This window comes from Armatimonadota bacterium (assembly GCA_025059775.1).
Classification (GTDB): Bacteria; Sysuimicrobiota; Sysuimicrobiia; order Sysuimicrobiales; family Sysuimicrobiaceae; genus Sysuimicrobium.
In genome coordinates, this window is record JANXCW010000006.1 from 103558 (window position 1) to 120837 (window position 17280).

A 17280-nucleotide genomic window follows, 5' to 3' on the forward strand; every position below is an offset into this window, starting at 1 on the left:
CCCTCCCGCCTCCCTTCAGCGCACCGCCCGCCAGATCTCGTACAGGTCCCGGAGCAGCTGCAGGGGTCTGCGCCGGCGGGTGATCTCCTGCCAGATCCTGCGCTGCTTGGCGCGCTTGGGCAATCCGTCCACGGTGAGCATCTCGTGCACCGCATCGTGCACGAGATGGGGGTAGATCCGGAAGAGGTCGGGCCGGCGGTCCGCCAGTTCCGGCAGGTGACGGTACTTCACGAGATCCTGCAGCACGAACGATTCCCGCAGCTTCGCCTCGTACAGGGCGAGGGTGCGGGCGCTGAAGTCCCCCCGCCGCTTGGCCTCGATCACCGTCTCCCCCGCCAGACGTCCAGCGGCCATGGCCAGGTTGCTGCCCTCCCGGTGCAGGCCGTTCACCATCATCGCGGCGTCGCCCGCGATGAGCACCCCGTTGCCGAACAGCCTCGGCATGGCCTCATATCCCCCCTCCGGGATGGCGTGCGCCGCGTACTCCAGCACCTCCCCGCCCGTCAGCAGGGGCCGGACCGCGGGGTGCTGCTTGAGTCGCTCCAGGAGCTCATAGGGGGTGCGGCGGGTCCGCATGAGGTGGCTCACCAGGACCCCCACGCCCACGGAGAGGGAGTCGCGGTTCGTATAGAGGAAGCCGTAGCCGGACATCCCATCCGTAACGGCCCCGTAGAGTTCGATGGTGACCCCTTGTCCCGGCTCCAGATTGAACCGGCTCTCGATGATCTCCGGAGGAAGTCCGATGACCTCCTTCACCGCCAGGGCGAGGTGGTGTGGGGCAACGGGGTGGTCGCGCAGCCTCGCCCGCTGCGCGAGGAAGGAGTTCACCCCGTCCGCGATCACCACCACATCCGCGTAAAGATCCCCCTCCTCCCGGCCCGTGCGCACGCCCACGATCCGGTCGTCCTGCCAGATCACATCCTCCGCCACCGTCTGCGGAACCAGGATTGCCCCCGCCTCCTCCGCCCGGGCCGCAAACCACCGATCCCACCGCGCCCGGAGCACGGTGAAGGCGTTCGGGCACCCGTCCGGGTGGTAGGCCTGGCGAGGGTTGCGGTAGCCCAGGGAGACCACCCCCTCCTCCGTGGTGATCCACACCCGCTCCTCCACCACCACGCGCTCCAGAGGGGCATCCAGCTTCCAGAACTCCGGGACCACGTCCGCCACCATGCGGCCGTACATGACCCCGCCCATCACGTTTTTGGCACCCGGGTACTCCCCGCGCTCCAGGAGCACCACGGAGAGGCCGGCCTGGGCCATGGTGATGGCGGCCGCGGCGCCCGCGGGGCCCGCGCCCACCACGATGGCGTCGAACTTCTCCGTGCTCATGGGATCACTCCCGCAGCGATGTACACCCACTGGATCACGGGTCCTCCCACCACGCCCCCCAGCAGTACCCCGAGGGCGGCGGTGGCCACGCCCGCCGCCGCCCACCGCCCACCCGCCATCCGGACCCCGGCCCGGCCCTCCTCTGCATACGCCGCGTAAGCGGCCCGCAGGTAGTACGCTACGGAGACCACGCTGGTCGCCACCCCCACCAGGGCCAACCAGCCGAGGCCTGCTTCCAGGGCCGCAGCAAAGAGATAGAACTTCCCCACGAACCCCACGGTGGGCGGAACCCCCACCAGGGAGGCCATAAAGAGGGCGAAGGCCGCCGCCAGGGTGGGGGAACGATCCCCGAGCCCGCCGAGATCCTGCACCTCGTCCGCCTCCAGCCCCATCCGTTCCAGGAGCACCAACACCCCGAAGGCGCCCAGCTGCATGAGGGCGTACGCGGCGAGATAGTAGGCGGAGGCCACAAGCCCCGTGGCGGTTCCTGCGGCGAGTCCCGTGAGGAGGTAGCCCGCATGCGCGATGCTGCTGTAAGCCAGCATGCGTTTGAGGTTTCGCTGCCACAGGGCACCCAGGTTGCCCACCACCATGGTGAGGGCACTCAACACAGCCACGAAGGGCCGCCACAGGTCCACGAGGCCGGGGAGAGCCGCGCTAGCCAGCCGCGCCAGGGCTGCGATGGCGCCTACCTTGGCGATCACGGACATGTAGGCCGCCGCCGGCATGGGAGATCCCTCGTACACGTCCGGAGCCCAGGCGTGAAAAGGCACCACCGCCGCCTTGTACGCCAGCCCCACCAGGAGCAGGCCCGTGCCCAGCCGCAGCAGGAGCCCCCCCTCCTCTCCCAGCCGTGTCAGATCCAGGGTGCCCACCTGCCCATACACCAAAGCCATCCCGTACAGGAACACCCCGGAGGCAAAGGAGCCCAGCAGGAAGTACTTGAGGCCCGCCTCCTGACTGGAACGGTGGTGTCGGGCGAAGGCCGCAAGCACGTAGAGGGGAACGGAGAGGAGCTCCAGGGCCAGGAACATCAGCAGGAGGTTGCGGGATGCAGCCAGCAGCTGCGCTCCCAGGGCCGCGAAGAGCACGAGCGCATAGTACTCCCCCCGCTCCAGGTCCATGCGGACGAGATAGTCGCGGGAGAGCACCAACCCCACCGCCGCCACCCCCAGCGCTAGGACCCGGAACACCCGGGTGAGTCCATCCCCGACGACCATACCACCGAAGGCCAGGGAGGGCGCCTCCGCCCAGGTGGCCCACAGGGCCAGGAAGATGCCTCCAAGGCTCAACCACAGGAGGAGCCGGCGCTGCGCGGCGGTGCGCAGGGGCAGATCCGCGAACAGGACCGCGATGGCCGTGGTGGCCACCAGGATCTCCGGGAGCAACGTCCGCAGCACGTTCACCGCACCACCTCTCCCACCGCGCGGAGCCGGGAGCTCAGAAGGCTCAGGGCCGCCTCGCTCCGCTCCAACAGCGGCTTCGGATACAGCCCGATCCAGAGGATCACCAGGACCAGGGCCACGAGGGCGGCCGCTTCCTTCCAGGTTAAGGGGGTGAACCGGCCGGGATCGACCCGCACGGGACCGAAGTACACCCGCTGCACCATCCACAGGAGGTAGACCGCGGAGAGGATCACCCCCCCCGCCGCCAACGCCGCGAGCCGTACGTCTGCCCGGAAGGTTCCCAACAGGACCAGGAACTCCCCTATGAACCCGTTGGTGCCTGGGAGAGCCGCGGAACTGAACACGATGAAGAGGGAGAGGGCCGCGAAGGTGGGCATCACCCTCGCGATCCCTCCGAAGGCGTCCATCTGCCGCGTATGGGCCCGCTCGTAGAGCACGCCCACCAGCAGGAACAGGCCCCCCGTGGAAAGCCCGTGGTTCACCATCTGTAGCAGGGCGCCGTGCATCCCCTGCAGGGTGAAGACGAAGGTGCCGAGGACCACGAACCCCAGGTGGCTGATGGAGGAGTATGCCACGAGCTTCTTGATGTCCTGTTGCGCGAAGGCCACCCCGCCTCCGTACAGGATCCCCACCACCGCGAGGAGGCTCAGCAACGGTGCCGCCTCCCGGGCCGCCTCGGGAAAAAGCCCAAGGCCGTAGCGCACCAGCCCGTATGCCCCCATCTTCAGCAGCAGACCCGCCAGGATCACGGAGCCCGCGGTGGGAGCCTCCACGTGGGCGTCCGGGAGCCAGGTATGCAGAGGAAACATGGGGACCTTGATGGCGAAGGCCACGGTGAAGGCCCAGAAAAGCCACCGCTGGTCCTGCGTCGGGAGCGGGGTCTGGAGCAGGCGCGGAACTTCGAACGTGCCGGTGCGCAGGTACAGGACGAGGATGCCGAGCAGCATCAACACGCTGCCCGCCATGGTGAACAGGAAGAACTTCACGGCCGCGTACCTCCGCCGCTCCCCGCCCCACAGCCCGATGAGGAAATACATGGGGATGAGCACCGCCTCCCAGAACACGTAGAAGAGCACCAGGTCCAACGCAAGGAAGGTGCCCAGGACGGCTCCTTCCAGGAGCAGCAGGAGGCTCAGGTATTCCTTGACCCGGTGGCGCACCGCGTCCCAGGTCCCCAGCTGCGCCACGGGGAAGAGGAAGGCGGTAAGCATCACGAGCAGGAGCGAGATCCCGTCCACCCCCAGCTGGTAGCTCACACCCAGGGCCGGGATCCACGGGGCCCGCTCCACCCACCGGAAGCCCCCTTCCCCCGGAGGGAAGGTCCAAAACAGCCACGCGGCGAGCACGAACGTGAGGAGGAACGTGACAAAGGCCACGGACCGCAGCAACCCCTCCCGTCGGGGGAGAAGCATCACCACCGCGGCACCCAGGATGGGGAGGAACACCAGGACCGAGAGCATCACCGTACCAACCAGTAGGCCACCGCCAGCACGGTTCCCACCAGGAACAGGGCCGCGTACTGCCGCACATACCCCGTCTGCCACCGCCGCACCGTGATCCCCAGAGCGCCCACCACGGCCGCCAAGCCGTTGGCGGCTCCGTCAATCCAGCGGAGATCCACCACCTGGGCGCAGAAGTGCGCGAGCGCCCGGGCCGGTCTCACGAGGGCCACCTGGTACAGGTCTTCCACGTACCACTGCCGGCTCAGCACCTGTCCGAGGCTTCCCAGCTCCGGCGTCCGCCGGCCCCGGTACATGCGATACCCCACCACCATGCCCGCCACCGCCGCGGCCACGGAAACCCCCGCCAGCACAAGCCCGTTCGCTCTGTGCCCGCCGGTGGGCTCCAGTTCGGACCCGAAGAGCGGAGCGAGGAACCGATCGAAGGGAGCCCCCAGAGCCTGAGATCCCAAAACTCCACCCACCGCGGAGAGCACCAGCAGAACCCCCATGGGCCAGCGCATCACCGGAGGGGCCTCGTGCGGGCGCCGCGTGGGATCCGCGGGGGGATCCGAGAAGGCGAGCATCGCGGCCCGGGTGATGTACAGGGCGGTGATCCCCGCGGTGAGAACCCCGAGTCCCCATAAGGCCGTAAATCCGTGGGTCTGGGCCGCGGTGAGGATGTGCTCCTTGCTTACGAACCCTGCCAGGGGCGGGATTCCGCTCAGGCTCAAAGCTCCCACCAGGAAGGAGACCGCGGTGAAGGGCATGGCCCGACCCAGTCCCCCCAGCCTCCGCACGTCGATGAGGCCATGCATGGCGTGCATGACGTTCCCCGCGCTCAGGAACAGGAGGGCCTTGAAGAAGGCGTGGGTGGTGAGGTGGAGCATCCCGCTTGCCGCGGACCCTACCCCCAGCCCGAGGAACATGTATCCGATCTGGCTGACGGTGGAGTACGCGAGAATCCTTTTGAGGTCCACTTGCGCCACGGCCACGGTGGCCGCGAAGAGGGCCGTGCTGGCTCCCACCGCGGCCACCACCGGGAGAACGCCGCTCGCCACGTAGAGGGGCCACAGCCGGGCCACCAAATACACGCCCGCGGTGACCATGGTGGCCGCGTGGATCAGGGCGGAGACGGGGGTGGGGCCCTCCATGGCGTCCGGAAGCCACACGTACAGGGGCAGCTGTGCGGATTTCCCCGTGGCACCCGCAAAGAGCAGCAGGGCCGCGGCCGTCATCGAGACACCGGAGGCCTTCTGGACGCGCTCCGCTAGGGTCTCGACGTCCAGCGTTCCGAAGGTCACCGCCACAAGGCAGATTCCCAGCAGGAACGCCGCGTCCCCGATGCGGTTCGTCACGAACGCCTTGCGGCCCGCCGCGGCCGCCGTGGGTCGCTCGAACCAGAATCCGATGAGCAGGTAGCTGCACAGCCCCACGAGCTCCCATCCCACGAAGAGCACCAGCAGGTTTCCGCCCAGGACCAGGAGGAGCATGGAGGCCACGAAGAGGTTCAGGTAGGTGAAGTAACGGCTGTAGGCCTCCTCTCCGTGCATGTAGCCCACGGAGTACACGTGGATCAGGAACCCCACGCCCGTGACCACCAGGACCATCACCGCGGCGAGGCGATCCAGCTGCAGCGCCCAGGCCACGTGGAAATCCCCGGAGGCGATCCACTCCCAGAGGGCCACGCGTACCACGGTCTCCGGGGGCGCCGTGTTCAGATTCCAGAACCCGAGGACCCCCAGTCCGAAGGCCCCCAGCACCACCAGGCACCCGATCCAGCTTACGGCCCGTCGACCCACTCGGAAGCCCACAAGGCCGTTCGCCACCGCGCCCGCAAGGGGCAACGCCACGATGCCCACCACCACCCACTCCATCCCTAGCCTCGCAGGAGATCCATCTCGTCCACGTCCATGGCCCGGTGGGCGCGAAAGAGGGCGATGAGCATGGCGAGGCCCACCACCACCTCCACCGCGGCCACCACCAGCACGAAGAAGGCCACCAGCTGTCCGGAGAGGTCTCCGTGCATCCGGGCGAAGCTCAGAAACGCCAGGTTCACGGAGTTCAGCATGAGCTCGATGGACATGAATACGATGAGGGCGGTGCGGCGCAGGAGGACCCCAAGCCCTCCCAGCACGAACAGGAGAATGCTCAGGAGCACATAGGCGGGAAGGGGAACCGTCATCTCCTCTCCCCGGGGAGAAGGACCTCCGTGCTCCGCGCCTCCTCCCGCTCGGGGCTCCGACGCTCGGGAGCCTTCCCCAGCACGATCCCTGCCACGATCCCCACCAGGAGCAACACGCCCGCCACCTCCAACGGGAGGACGAAGGTGGTGAGCAGTTCCCGGCCTATGGCGGGAGCCGTTCCGAACTCCGCGGCCACGGGTGGCCTCCCCGTGCCACGGCCCAGTTCCCGCAGGACCCCGAAGCTCAGAAGGGCGGCCAGCGCTCCCCCGGAGGCCATGGCAACTACCCCGTGGAGCCGCCCGGGTCCGGGGGAGGGTCGGAGCTCGGGACTGTGGGCATGCAGGAGCATGATCACGAAGAGAAAGAGCACCAGGATGGCCCCCGCATAGACGATGACCTGCAGTACTGCCACGAACTCCGCCAGGAGCGTGAGGTAGAGTACCGCGAGGGAAACCAGGACCACCAACAGGCTCAGGGCGCTGTGTACGGGGGCCCGGGCCGTCACCACGCCCACCCCACCCGCCAGGCTCAACGCGGCCGCCACCACGAAGAGTACGGACTCCACCCTAGACCTCCCGGCGGGGATCCCGGCCCGAAGCTCCCGGATACGGCTCCGTGAGCATCTCCTTCGTGTAGATGAGAGCCTGTCGGGAGTAATCCGCCAGTTCGAAATCGTGGCCCAGAACGATAGCCCCCGTGGGGCAGGCCTCCTCGCAGAACCCGCAGAAGATACACCGGAGCATGTTGATCTGGAACTCCTCCGCGTACCGTTCTCCCTTGCTCACGCGCTTTTCCGGGGTGTTCTCCGCGGGCTTCACGTAGATGGCTTGGGCGGGACACACGATGGCGCACAGCTCGCACCCCACGCACCGCTCGTCCCCGTCCTCGTAGAGGGTGAGCCAGTGCCGCCCCTTGAACCGGGGGGGGATGCGGGGTCGCTGCTCCGGATACTGCAGGGTCACGGGGCGCCGGAAAAGGTACCGCGCGGTCACCCCAAGGCCTTTCAGGATCGCCGCGCCCTCCACCATCGCACGCCGGACCGTCCGATTCACGGTTTTCCTCCTAGACCACGAACAGCGAGGTGACCACGAGGTTCGTGAGGGCGAGCGGGATCAACAGTTTCCAGCTCAGCCCCATGAGATGATCATACCGCACCCGGGGAACTGTGGCCCGGATCCAGATGAAGACTCCTACAAAGACCGCGGTCTTCAGGAGGAACCATACCACCCCGGGCAGCACGGGACCCAGCCAACCGCCGAAGAACAGGAGTGTCGCCAGCGCGCTCTGGGTGATGATGGCCACGTACTCCGCGATGTAGAACATCACGAACTTGAGCCCTCCATACTCCGTGTGGTAGCCCGCGATGAGCTCCTGTTCCGCCTCCGGGAGGTCAAAGGGTGCCCGGTTGGTCTCCGCCAGGGCCGAGAGGAAGAACACCACAAAGGCCAGGGGTTGCTTGACGACGAACCACAGCTCCCGTTGCGCCTCCACGATTCCCCCCAGACGCAAGGTGCCCGCGGTCAGCACCACGCTCAGGACCGATAGCCCCCATGCCAGCTCGTAGCTCACCACCTGGGCCGCGCTCCGCAGGCTCCCCAGCAGGGCGTACTTGCTGTTGGAGGACCACCCTCCCAGGATGAGGCCGTACACCCCGATGGAGGAGGCCCCCAGCACCAGGAGGACCCCTGCGTCGGGGTTCGCGATGTACAGGTGGATCCGGCGGCCGAACAGCTCCACGGGGGGCCCGAAAGGGATCACCGCATACGCGAACAGGGCCGCCACCATCACGATGAGGGGGGCCGCCAGGTACACCACTCGGTCCGCGGCCCGGGGCATGAAGTCCTCCTTGGCCAGCAGCTTGATGCCGTCCGCTAGGGGTTGCAGCAGGCCCCACGGTCCCACCCGGTTGGGCCCGATGCGGTGATGAAACCTCCCCAACAGTCGCCGCTCCAAAAAGACCGTGTAGGCGGTGGCGGTGAGGAGCAGGAACGCCAGGAGAGCGCTCTTCGCGGCGGCCTCCAGCACCAACGTCACCGCACCCCCTCCAGGGCCCGCACCCGGACCCGCACCAGCTTGTGGAAGACGCCCCAGCGGCTCAGCGGGATCCCCCGGAACCCCATGGGCACCAGCACCTGTCCGGGGAGACTTTCCCGGGACAGACGGCACCGCACCGCGGCCGGGATGCCGTCCACCTCCAGCTCCACCGCATCCTCATCCCGAACGCCCACGGACGCCGCGTCCTCCGGGTGGAGGATCGCGAAGGGTTCTCCCACAAGATCCGGGATCCCCCGGCACCGCTCCGCCATCTCCCCCTGGCGAAAGAGCCGGGGCACGGGCACGAGCACTAACCCATCGCCCTCGTCCCCCGGTCCTTCGAGATCCACGGGCTCGATGCGCGGTGCGCGACGCGGGAGGGGATACGGACGGTCCACTTCCAGCCCCGGGATCACCCGGCGCATCTCCGCGAAGACGGCTTCAGGGTCAGGGTACGCCAGGGAAAGGCCTAAGCGGGCGGCGAGGGCCTGCAGGATGGTGCCGTCGGCCCAGGCGCCCTCCGGGCCCAGCCGGGCCCGCTCCAGGCGCTGCGGCCTGCCCTCGATGTTGCCCACGGTCCCCGACCGTTCCGCAAACGCCAGGGCCGGGAGCACCACGTCCGCGGCCCTGGCGGTGTCCGTCCAGAACAGATCCGTGACCACCAGGAACAGGTTCGCCCGGGCCCGGGCCCACAGGACGGCATCGGGGAAATCCCGGGCGGGATCCGCGCCCGCCACGTACAGAACCCGGAGCGTACCGTGCGCGGCCGCTTTCAGCATCTCCACCGCGTTCAGGCCGGGTTTGGGCGGCGGCCGAACGCCCCAGACCGATTCGATACGGGCCAGGGTCTTGGGGTCGTCCAGGGGCCGTAGGCCCGGCAATACGTCCGGTGCCATGCCCGCGATGGCGGCTCCAATGGCGCTTCCCCGACCCTGCAGGAGCGAAAGCGTTCCCCCGCACAGGGCCCGTAGGGTGTTGGCGGCCCGGAGCACCCGCTCCGCATGCGGGCCCAGCAGGCTCATGCGGCCCACGAAGAAGGCCACGGGTCCCTGCCGCAATGCCTCCGCGGCCCGCTCCAGGGCCTCCACGGAAACCCCCGCCTGCCGGGCTACCGCGTCCACATCCACTCCATCCAGGGCCTCCGCGTTTGGAAGGTGCGGCATCCGGTCCCGTACCAGGCGTGCCAGGGCAAAGAGCAGCCGGTGCTCGTGCCCGTACCGGTGGAGGATGGGGTGCGAGCAGTACCGCTCGATCTCCAGCCGCTTGGGCGCCAAGACCACCGCGTTCGCGCCCCGGTCCAGGGCGCGCTTGGCGCGTAGCCACAGCACCGGGTATTCCTCCGAGAGGTCGCAGCCCACGAGCACCAAGGTCCGAACAAGATCCAGCTGGTCCACGGGGCCGCCGATGGGCCTGGGCGCGAGGCCCCGCTGGCGGCCATCCGGGTCTGTCACCTCCCCGCCTTCCACCCCCTCCATCCCCCAGGCCCAGTCCCGGGTGGGGAGGGGATACAGGGTGTCCACCCGGAAGTCCAGGTTGTTGGAACCCAGGGTACGCACCAGGCGGCTCAGAAGGTAGGCCTCTTCCAGGGTGAGGCGCTCCCCGCCCAGGGCTCCGATGCCCTCCGGTGCCGCTTCTCGCAGCCGATGCGCCACCCGCTCCAGGGCCTCGTCCCAGCTGCAGGGCTCCAGCCTGTCCCCGCGCCGCACGTAAGGCGTGCGCAGCCGATCGGGGTGATGGAGGTAGTCGTACCCGAAGAACCCTAGATCGCACAGCCAGATGTCGTTGAGGGCTCGGTGCTCCCGGGCGCGAATCCGCACCACCTCTCCACCTCGCACGTCCACCCAGACCGCGCACCCCAAGCCGCAATGCGTGCACACGCCCGCAACCGCGCGGTTGTCCCACGGACGGGCTCGGAACCGATACACCCCGCTCGTGAGGGCTCCCACGGGGCAGATGGCGATGGTGTTCCCGATGAACTTGCTGGGATTCTCCTGGGCGATGGGCGGAGCGTCGATGTGGGTGAGGTATCCCCGTTCGTGCCCCTTGAGGGCGTGATCCCCAGCCACCACCTCCCCGAACCGGACGCATCGCCAGCACAGGATGCACCGCTCCCGGTCCAGGGTCAGCACGGGGCTGAGGGGCACTGCCTTGGGGAAGTGGCGCTTGGGCTCCACGAACCGGCTTGCCCCCGGCCCGTACTTGAAGGTGTTGTCCTGGAGGGGGCATTCTCCGCCCTTGTCGCAGATGGGGCAGTCGAGGGGGTGGTTGATGAGCAGGAACTCCAGGATGGCCCGCCGGGCCTCCACCACCTCCGGCGCCTCCGTCCACACCACCATGCCCTCCTGGGCCTCCAGGGTGCAGGCGGTCTGCAGGCGCGGCATCCTCTCCACCCGCACCAAGCACATGCGGCACGCCCCAAGGGGCGGCATCCGCTCGTGGTAGCAGAACACGGGAACCTCGATGCCCAGGCGCTCCGCGGCGTGCAGCACCGTGGTTCCCCGGGGCACCGTCACCGTACGGCCATCGATCGTCAGGGTCACCGATTCCGGATCGGCCATGGCTTCCCTCGACTCCCGCTCGGGCTATCCACCCGGTGCCAGGATTCCCTCCCGGATCCGCACCGGCATCTCCACGGGCGCGCGCGCCCCCTCGATGTAGGCGATGAACTCGTCCCGGAAATCCTCCAGTCCCGCCCGGAGGCTTGGGGGCACACTCTCCCCCAGGGGACAGAAGCAGGTACCCGTCATGTTCTTCGCGATGCTCTCCAGGAGGTCCAGGTCCTCCATGCGACCCTGGCCGTGCAGGATGCGATCCAGGATCTGGGTCACCCACCGGGTTCCCTCCCGGCAGGGCGTGCATTTGCCGCAGGATTCCTCCCGGTAGAAGGCGCACACCCGGGCGATCACCCGGACCATGTCCGTGGTCTCGTCCATGATGATCACCGCGGCGCTTCCCAGCATGGAGCCCAACCTGGCCAAGGACTCGTGGTTGAGGGGGACGTCGAGGTGTTCCGCCCGCAGGGGCCGGCTGCTGGTTCCGCCCGGATAGAAGGCCTTCACCCGGCGGCCTCCCCGCACCCCACCCGCCCGCTCGATGAGCTCCCGGGCGGTGGTCCCCAAGGGGGCCTCGATGACCCCGGGACGGTTCACGTGTCCGCTCACGGAATACAGCTGTGGGGGGCCCTGCTGGAGCCACCACTCCGGTCCGTACTTCACAATCCAGGGGATGCAGCACAAGGTCTCCACGTTGTTGAGCACCGTGGGTTGGTTGTACAACCCCATGACCGCGGGGAAGTAGGGGGGCTTGAGGCGGGGCATGGCCCGCTTGCCCTCCAGCGACTCCAGCAGGGCCGTCTCCTCGCCCGCGATGTACGCCCCGGCCCCGGGATGCAGCACGATGTCGCAGTGGAAATCCGTTCCCAGGATACGTTCCCCCAGAAATCCGTGCTCGTAGGCCTGGGCGATGGCGCGCTCTAGCTTCCGGTAGCCCTGGTAGAACTCCCTCCGCAGGTAAATGAAGGCCTTCCGGATCCCCACCGCGTAGCAGGTGAGGGCCACGCCCTCCACCAGGAGGTGCGGATCGCCCTCGATGAGGGTCCGGTCCTTGAAGGTCCCCGGCTCCCCCTCGTCCCCGTTCACCACCAGGTACTTCACGGGCGCGTCTTTGGGCACGAACTTCCACTTGCGGCCCGTGGGAAACCCCGCTCCCCCCCGCCCCCGCAGCTGCGAACGGTCCACCATCTCCACCACGTCCTCCGGCGTGAGCTCCCGCAGGGCCCGGCGCAGGGCCTCGTATCCGCCGTGGCGCAGGTAGGTCTCGATGTCCTCCTGCCCGGGAGTCCCTACGTGGCGCAGCAGGACCCGCTCCGTCACCGTCCCCCTCCGTTCCCGAACAGGATGCGATCCACGAGCTCCGGGGTGAGAGGACCGTAGCGCTCGGTGTCCACGATCATGCAGGGCGCTTGCTCGCAGGCCGCCAGGCACTCCGCGATGCGAAGGGTGTAGCGGCCGTCCGGTGTGGTCTGTCCCGGCCGGATCCCCAAGCGCTCCTCCAGGTGGCGCCGGATCTCCTCCGCGCCGTTCAGGAGACAGGAGACGTTCGTACAGAGCTGGATCACCCGCTCGCCCACGGGCTCCGTGAAGATCAGGGAGTAAAATGAGGCCACCTCCGCCACCGCCTCCACGGGCAGATCCAACAGCTCCGCCACCTCCCGTTGCGCCTCCGGGGGCACCCACCCCAGCTCCTCCTGGGCCCGCAGCAGGGCCGGGATGAGGGCCGATCGCGCCACGGGGTAGCGGGAAAGAAGCCTCCGGATGTCCTCCCGAGCCGCTTCCGAGAGCATCACCGGTCCACGTCTCCCAGCACGATGTCGATGGAGGCGATGGCCACCACCACATCCGCCAGCATACCCCCCTGCACCATCACGGGAAGGGCCTGGAGGTTGCTGAAGGAGGGGGAGCGCACCCGCACCCGCACGGGCCGATTGGACCCGTCGGACACGAGGTAGTAGCCCTTCTCCCCCCGGGGGGATTCCACCGCGGCGTACACCTCGCCCTTGGGTGGATGGATCCCCTCGCTCACCAGCTTGAACTGGTGGATCACCGCCTCCATGCTCCGCACGAGTTCCCGCCGGGGCGGAAGGGCCACCTTTCGGTCCTCTACGAGCACCGGACCGTCCGGAAGCCGGTCCAGGGCCTGCAGGACGATGCGGCGCGATTGCCGCATCTCCTCCATCCGCACCAGGTACCGGTCGTAGGCGTCCCCATGCTTGCCGACCGGGACGTCGAATTCGAAGTCCTCATAGGAGGAGTACGGAAACGCCTTGCGGACATCGTACGGGATCCCGGAGCCCCGCAGCACCGGCCCTGTGACCCCGTAGCGCAGGGCATCCTCCCTCCGCAGCACCGCCACCCCCTCGTTGCGCTGCCGCCACACGAGGTTATGGGTGAGCAGGGCCTCGTACTCGTCGAGCCGCCGGGGGAATTCGTCGAGGAAGACCCGGACCCTGGGGAAGAACTCCTCCGGGAGGTCCTCCTGGACCCCACCGATCCGGAAGTATCCCGGCATCATGCGCTGCCCGCTCACCATCTCCGAGAGCTCCAGGATCTCCTCCCGGTCCCGGAAGCAGTACATGAGGAGGCTGGTGACGTTGAGGTCCAGGGCGCTCGTCCCGAGCCACACCAGGTGGCTTGCGATGCGGTTGAGCTCCGCCATGATCACCCGGATGTACTGGGCCCGCTGGGGCGCTTCGATGCCCAGGAGCTTCTCCACCGCCAGACAGTACGCGAACTCCTCGTGGTAGCTGCTGAGGTATTCGATGCGATCCACTAGGGTGATGTTCTGGTGATAGGTGCGGTACTCCATCTCCTTCTCGATGCCCGTGTGCAGGTAGCCGATCACGGGTCTGCAGGAGACCACCACCTCCCCCTCCAGCTCCAGCACCAGGCGCAGGACCCCGTGGGTGCTGGGGTGCTGCGGCCCCATGTTGATGGTGAGGGTCTCCCGCTGGATCACGGGTCCTCCCTCCGGCGGGGCGGTATGTGCGGGATCACCTCACTGGGGACCTTCGGGGTGTACCCCTTGAACTCCACGGGCTCCTCCGTGAGGGGGTAGTCCTTCCGGAGGGGGTGCCCTTCCCAGTCGTCCGGCAGGAGGATCCGGGTGAGGTCTGGATGTCCCGCAAATCGAATCCCAAACAGATCCCACAGCTCCCGCTCGAACCAGTTGGCGCCCGCGAAGAGGGGAATGGCCGTGGGGAGCACGGGATCGGAGCTGGAGACCCGGGTCTTCAGGCGCAGCCGCTCTCGTCGGCTCAGGCTCAGGAGGTGGTAGACCACCTCGAACCGGGGCTCCGTGGGATACCGGTCCCAGGCCGTGAGGTCGATGAGCACCTCGAACCGCCAGGGATCCCCCTTCACCGCCGCGAGGGCATCCAGGATGCATTCAGGCCGCACGAGAACCGTGGCGTCTCCCCGGAACCGGTGCACCGCAAGCACCCCTTCTCCCAGGCGCTCCTGGAGGAAGGCCTGCACGGGGGCAAGGTCCGCTTGCTGGGCCATCCTACCCCACCCGGACCGGTGTCGTGCGTCGGAGGGTTCCCAGCTTGCCCTGCTCCCGGATCTTCTCCTGGAGCTTCATGAGGCCGTACAGCAGGGCCTCGGGGCGTGGGGGGCAGCCGGCCACGTACACGTCCACGGGAACCACCTTGTCCACGCCCTGCACCAGAGCGTAGTTGTTGTACACCCCCCCGCAGCTGGCGCAGTCGCCCATGGCGATGACCCACTTGGGCTCCAGCATCTGTTCGTAGATGTGCCGCAGCACGGGTGCCATCTTCTGGCTTACCCGGCCTGCCACGATCATGAGGTCCGACTGGCGGGGGGAGGCCCGGAAGGCCTCCATCCCGAACCGGGCGATGTCGAACTTGCTGGTGGTGGTGGCGATCATCTCGATGGCACAGCACGCGAGCCCGAACTGCACAGGCCACACGGAGGAGCTGCGTGCCCAGGCCAGCATGCGGTCCACGGTGGTGGTGAGCACGTTGCGCCGGAGTCCTTCCACTTCCGCGTCCAGGTCTACTCTTGCCATTCCAGCCCTCCTCTCGCCCACTCATAGGCGTAGCCCAGCCCCAGCAGGGCGATGAACACGAGGCCTGCCCACAGGGCGGGGGCTCCCAGGTCCCGGAGCACCAGGGCCCACGGATACAGGAACACCGCCTCCACGTCGAACAGGATGAAGAGCATGGCGATGAGGTAGTAGCGCACAGGCACCCGCTCCCGGGCAGATCCCATGGGCCACACCCCACTCTCGTACGCCTCCAGCTTCTCGGGAGTGGGGTAGCGGCCGCCCAGGAGCGCGTGGAGCACCAGAAGTCCCACCGCGAGCCCCAAGGAGATCGCCAGATGCACCAGGACGGGAATGTACTCGCCCATCTCCACAAAAACGCCGGGTGCCCGAACGCTCCCGGCTCCGGTGCTTCCTCCTCCGCAGGCCTACCGCGAGCCCGCCTTCCTGCTTGATGATGGCAGACCCGGGCCCCGGAATCAACGCCGAGTTCCCGCGGGCCGTCGCTTCCCCCAGCCGGAGACCCGGCGGACCTGGGCCACCGCCTCCTCCGTGGCCAGGAGAGCTTCCTCCACCTCCTCCTCCGTGGTCCACCGGCCCAGGGTAAACCGCACGGTCCCCCGGGCCAGTCCCTCCGGAAGGCCGATGGCACGGAGCACGTGGGAGGGCTCTAAGCTCCCCGCGGTGCAGGCGGAGCCGCTACTGGCGGCGATGCCCGCGAGGTCCAGGTTCACCAGCAGGGTCTCGCTATCGGTGCCCTCGAAGGAGACGTTCACGTTATTGGGAAGCCGCTCCGTGGGGTGCCCGTTGAGGTGGGCGGATTCGATCCGAAGGAGCCCCTGGATGAGCCGGTCCCGCAGCCTCTGCACCCGCGCCTGCTCCGCCTCCCGCTCCCGGAGGGCGATCTCCACGGCCCGGCCAAACCCCACAATTCCTGGGACGTTCTCCGTGCCCGCACGTCTGCCCCGCTCCTGAGCCCCACCCCGCAGAAGAGGCGCGATGCGGGTCCCCTTCCGCACGTACAGCAGCCCCACGCCCTTAGGACCGTACCGTTTGTGGGCGCTTGCGGAGAGGAGGTCTACGCCCAGCTCGTCCACCTGCAGGGGCATGGCACCGAAGGACTGGGTGGCATCCGTATGGACCAGGACCCCCCGCTCCCGGCAGATGCGGGCGATCTCCGGGATGGGCTGCAGGGTCCCGATCTCGTTGTTCGCGTGCATCACGGATACCAGCACCGTGTCGTCCCGGATCGCCCGTCGCACATCCTCCGGGCCCACCCGGCCGTACCGGTCCACGGGCAGGTACGTGACCTCCCACCCCCGTTCCTCCAGGAACCGACAGGGCTCCAGCACCGCGTGGTGCTCTATCGCGCTCGTGACGATGTGCCTCCCCCGCCCCTCATTGGCCCACGCGACTCCGAGGATGGCCCAGTTGTTCGCTTCCGTGGCTCCGCTGGTGAAGACCACCTCCGAGGGCTGGGCCCCCAGGGCCCTGGCCAGGATCGAGCGGGCCTCGTCCACCGCGGCCCGGGCCTCCTGTCCGAGGACATGCACGCTCGACGCGTTGCCGAATCGCTCGGAAAAATACGGTAGCATAGCCTCTAGGACCCGGGGGTCGAGGGGGGTCGTGGAGGCATGGTCCAGGTAGATCCGCCGCATCGTTAAGCCCATTATACGGCCACGGCACCCATCTTGCTTATCCCATGGGTAGGATGCGCGGGCAAGTCCAGGTAGCCAGTTGGTGCCAGAAGCGCCGTGTGCCCATCCTGGTGGGGCACACGGCCCTGTGCGCCCTGCTGAGTCTGGGGATCTGGAAGGGGGCGCCTTACTCCTTCGCGGTGATCCTGACCGGGCCGGTGCTCCTGGCGGCCGTTCTGTGTGAGCGCCGGACCTACCTCGCCCTCCTCCCCCAGACCGCCGCGGCCACCCTCCTCGGCATCTCCCTCAAGGCGCCCAACGCTTCGGATGCCCTCGTGGCCTTCTTCGGGCTGGGGTTCACCGTGGTTCTCCTGTCCGAACTGCTCTTCCGGGTCTCCTGGATGCACCGCCGGACCGAGGAGGCTCTGCGACGCCGTACGGAGGTCCAACAGGCCCTCCACGCCACGGCCCTGGGCCTTCTGCAGGGCCACGAGGTGCAGGCCCTGCTGGAGGAGATCCTCCGCCGGGCCTGTGCGCTCCTGGACACCCCTCACGGAGACCTCTTCCTCGTGGAAGGAGACCACCTCCGGTGTCGGGTTGCCCTGGGGGCTCTGCGTTGGATGCAGGAAACCGGGTTCCGGATGCCGAGGGGCAAAGGCATTGCGGGCCGGGTGTGGGAGACAGGGAA

General features: G+C 68.2%; 17 protein-coding genes. 1 reads left to right on the forward strand and 16 read right to left on the reverse strand.

Going from position 1 to position 17280, the window contains the following annotated elements; genetic code table 11:
• Positions 1-15: 15 nt before the first annotated feature.
• From N0A24_06250 to nifS, 16 genes are all read right to left on the reverse strand, one after another.
• Positions 16-1329 carry an FAD-dependent oxidoreductase gene (locus N0A24_06250; protein MCS7172984.1) on the reverse strand — a complete coding sequence of 438 codons (1314 nt, stop codon included), beginning with the start codon at positions 1327-1329 and terminating at the stop codon, positions 16-18.
• Positions 1326-2735, reverse strand: coding sequence for an NADH-quinone oxidoreductase subunit N (locus tag N0A24_06255; GenBank protein ID MCS7172985.1), 1410 nt, complete (start codon positions 2733-2735; stop codon positions 1326-1328). Before N0A24_06255 ends, N0A24_06250 begins: the two co-directional genes overlap by 4 nt.
• Positions 2732-4195 carry an NADH-quinone oxidoreductase subunit M gene (locus N0A24_06260; protein ID MCS7172986.1) on the reverse strand — a complete coding sequence of 488 codons (1464 nt, stop codon included), beginning with the start codon at positions 4193-4195 and terminating at the stop codon, positions 2732-2734. Before N0A24_06260 ends, N0A24_06255 begins: the two co-directional genes overlap by 4 nt.
• Positions 4195-6051, reverse strand: coding sequence for an NADH-quinone oxidoreductase subunit L (gene nuoL / locus N0A24_06265; protein ID MCS7172987.1), 1857 nt, complete (start codon positions 6049-6051; stop codon positions 4195-4197). Before nuoL ends, N0A24_06260 begins: the two co-directional genes overlap by 1 nt.
• A gap of 2 nt (positions 6052-6053) precedes the next feature.
• Positions 6054-6359 carry an NADH-quinone oxidoreductase subunit NuoK gene (gene nuoK, locus N0A24_06270; protein MCS7172988.1) on the reverse strand — a complete coding sequence of 102 codons (306 nt, stop codon included), beginning with the start codon at positions 6357-6359 and terminating at the stop codon, positions 6054-6056.
• On the reverse strand, positions 6356-6925 hold the full coding sequence (locus tag N0A24_06275; GenBank protein MCS7172989.1) for an NADH-quinone oxidoreductase subunit J: 570 nt from the start codon (positions 6923-6925) through the stop codon (positions 6356-6358). The genes nuoK and N0A24_06275 overlap by 4 nt, the downstream gene beginning before the upstream one ends.
• A gap of 1 nt (position 6926) precedes the next feature.
• Positions 6927-7412, reverse strand: a complete 486-nt coding sequence (nuoI, locus tag N0A24_06280) for an NADH-quinone oxidoreductase subunit NuoI (protein MCS7172990.1) — start codon at positions 7410-7412, stop codon at positions 6927-6929.
• A 10-nt stretch (positions 7413-7422) separates the two neighbouring features.
• The gene (nuoH, locus tag N0A24_06285) at positions 7423-8394 is read right to left on the reverse strand and encodes an NADH-quinone oxidoreductase subunit NuoH (GenBank protein MCS7172991.1); all 972 of its coding nucleotides are present in this window, start codon (positions 8392-8394) and stop codon (positions 7423-7425) included.
• Positions 8391-10952, reverse strand: a complete 2562-nt coding sequence (gene nuoG / locus N0A24_06290) for an NADH-quinone oxidoreductase subunit NuoG (GenBank protein MCS7172992.1) — start codon at positions 10950-10952, stop codon at positions 8391-8393. The genes nuoH and nuoG overlap by 4 nt, the downstream gene beginning before the upstream one ends.
• A 24-nt stretch (positions 10953-10976) precedes the next feature.
• Positions 10977-12266, reverse strand: a complete 1290-nt coding sequence (gene nuoF, locus N0A24_06295; GenBank protein MCS7172993.1) for an NADH-quinone oxidoreductase subunit NuoF — start codon at positions 12264-12266, stop codon at positions 10977-10979.
• Entirely contained in the window at positions 12263-12736 is a 474-nt protein-coding gene (nuoE, locus tag N0A24_06300; protein ID MCS7172994.1) for an NADH-quinone oxidoreductase subunit NuoE, read from the reverse strand. The genes nuoF and nuoE overlap by 4 nt, the downstream gene beginning before the upstream one ends.
• Complete coding sequence (gene nuoD / locus N0A24_06305; protein ID MCS7172995.1) at positions 12736-13908, reverse strand: NADH dehydrogenase (quinone) subunit D; 1173 nt, start codon at positions 13906-13908, stop codon at positions 12736-12738. Before nuoD ends, nuoE begins: the two co-directional genes overlap by 1 nt.
• Positions 13905-14453 carry an NADH-quinone oxidoreductase subunit C gene (locus N0A24_06310; protein MCS7172996.1) on the reverse strand — a complete coding sequence of 183 codons (549 nt, stop codon included), beginning with the start codon at positions 14451-14453 and terminating at the stop codon, positions 13905-13907. Before N0A24_06310 ends, nuoD begins: the two co-directional genes overlap by 4 nt.
• Before the next feature lies 1 nt (position 14454).
• Positions 14455-14979, reverse strand: coding sequence for an NADH-quinone oxidoreductase subunit B (locus tag N0A24_06315; protein ID MCS7172997.1), 525 nt, complete (start codon positions 14977-14979; stop codon positions 14455-14457).
• Positions 14967-15323 carry an NADH-quinone oxidoreductase subunit A gene (locus N0A24_06320; GenBank protein ID MCS7172998.1) on the reverse strand — a complete coding sequence of 119 codons (357 nt, stop codon included), beginning with the start codon at positions 15321-15323 and terminating at the stop codon, positions 14967-14969. The genes N0A24_06315 and N0A24_06320 overlap by 13 nt, the downstream gene beginning before the upstream one ends.
• 111 nt (positions 15324-15434) lie before the next feature.
• Positions 15435-16613, reverse strand: coding sequence for a cysteine desulfurase NifS (nifS, locus tag N0A24_06325; protein MCS7172999.1), 1179 nt, complete (start codon positions 16611-16613; stop codon positions 15435-15437).
• Positions 16614-16711: 98 nt separating this feature from the next.
• Between nifS and N0A24_06330 the strand changes: the two genes are divergently transcribed.
• Positions 16712-17280: hypothetical protein (locus N0A24_06330; GenBank protein ID MCS7173000.1), on the forward strand; the 569-nt coding region annotated here is incomplete at its 3' end.

Excerpts from the sequence above, each read along its gene's own strand:
- N0A24_06250 (MCS7172984.1), bottom strand. The coding sequence starts at position 1,329 with ATGAGCACGGAGAAGTTCGACGCCATCGTGGTGGGCGCGGGCCCCGCG.
- N0A24_06260 (MCS7172986.1), bottom strand. The coding sequence starts at position 4,195 with ATGCTCTCGGTCCTGGTGTTCCTCCCCATCCTGGGTGCCGCGGTGGTG.
- nuoL (MCS7172987.1), bottom strand. The coding sequence starts at position 6,051 with ATGGAGTGGGTGGTGGTGGGCATCGTGGCGTTGCCCCTTGCGGGCGCG.
- nuoK (MCS7172988.1), bottom strand. The coding sequence starts at position 6,359 with ATGACGGTTCCCCTTCCCGCCTATGTGCTCCTGAGCATTCTCCTGTTC.
- nuoG (MCS7172992.1), bottom strand. The coding sequence starts at position 10,952 with ATGGCCGATCCGGAATCGGTGACCCTGACGATCGATGGCCGTACGGTG.
- nuoE (MCS7172994.1), bottom strand. The coding sequence starts at position 12,736 with ATGCTCTCGGAAGCGGCTCGGGAGGACATCCGGAGGCTTCTTTCCCGC.
- N0A24_06310 (MCS7172996.1), bottom strand. The coding sequence starts at position 14,453 with ATGGCCCAGCAAGCGGACCTTGCCCCCGTGCAGGCCTTCCTCCAGGAG.
- N0A24_06315 (MCS7172997.1), bottom strand. The coding sequence starts at position 14,979 with ATGGCAAGAGTAGACCTGGACGCGGAAGTGGAAGGACTCCGGCGCAAC.
- N0A24_06320 (MCS7172998.1), bottom strand. The coding sequence starts at position 15,323 with ATGGGCGAGTACATTCCCGTCCTGGTGCATCTGGCGATCTCCTTGGGG.
- nifS (MCS7172999.1), bottom strand. The coding sequence starts at position 16,613 with ATGCGGCGGATCTACCTGGACCATGCCTCCACGACCCCCCTCGACCCC.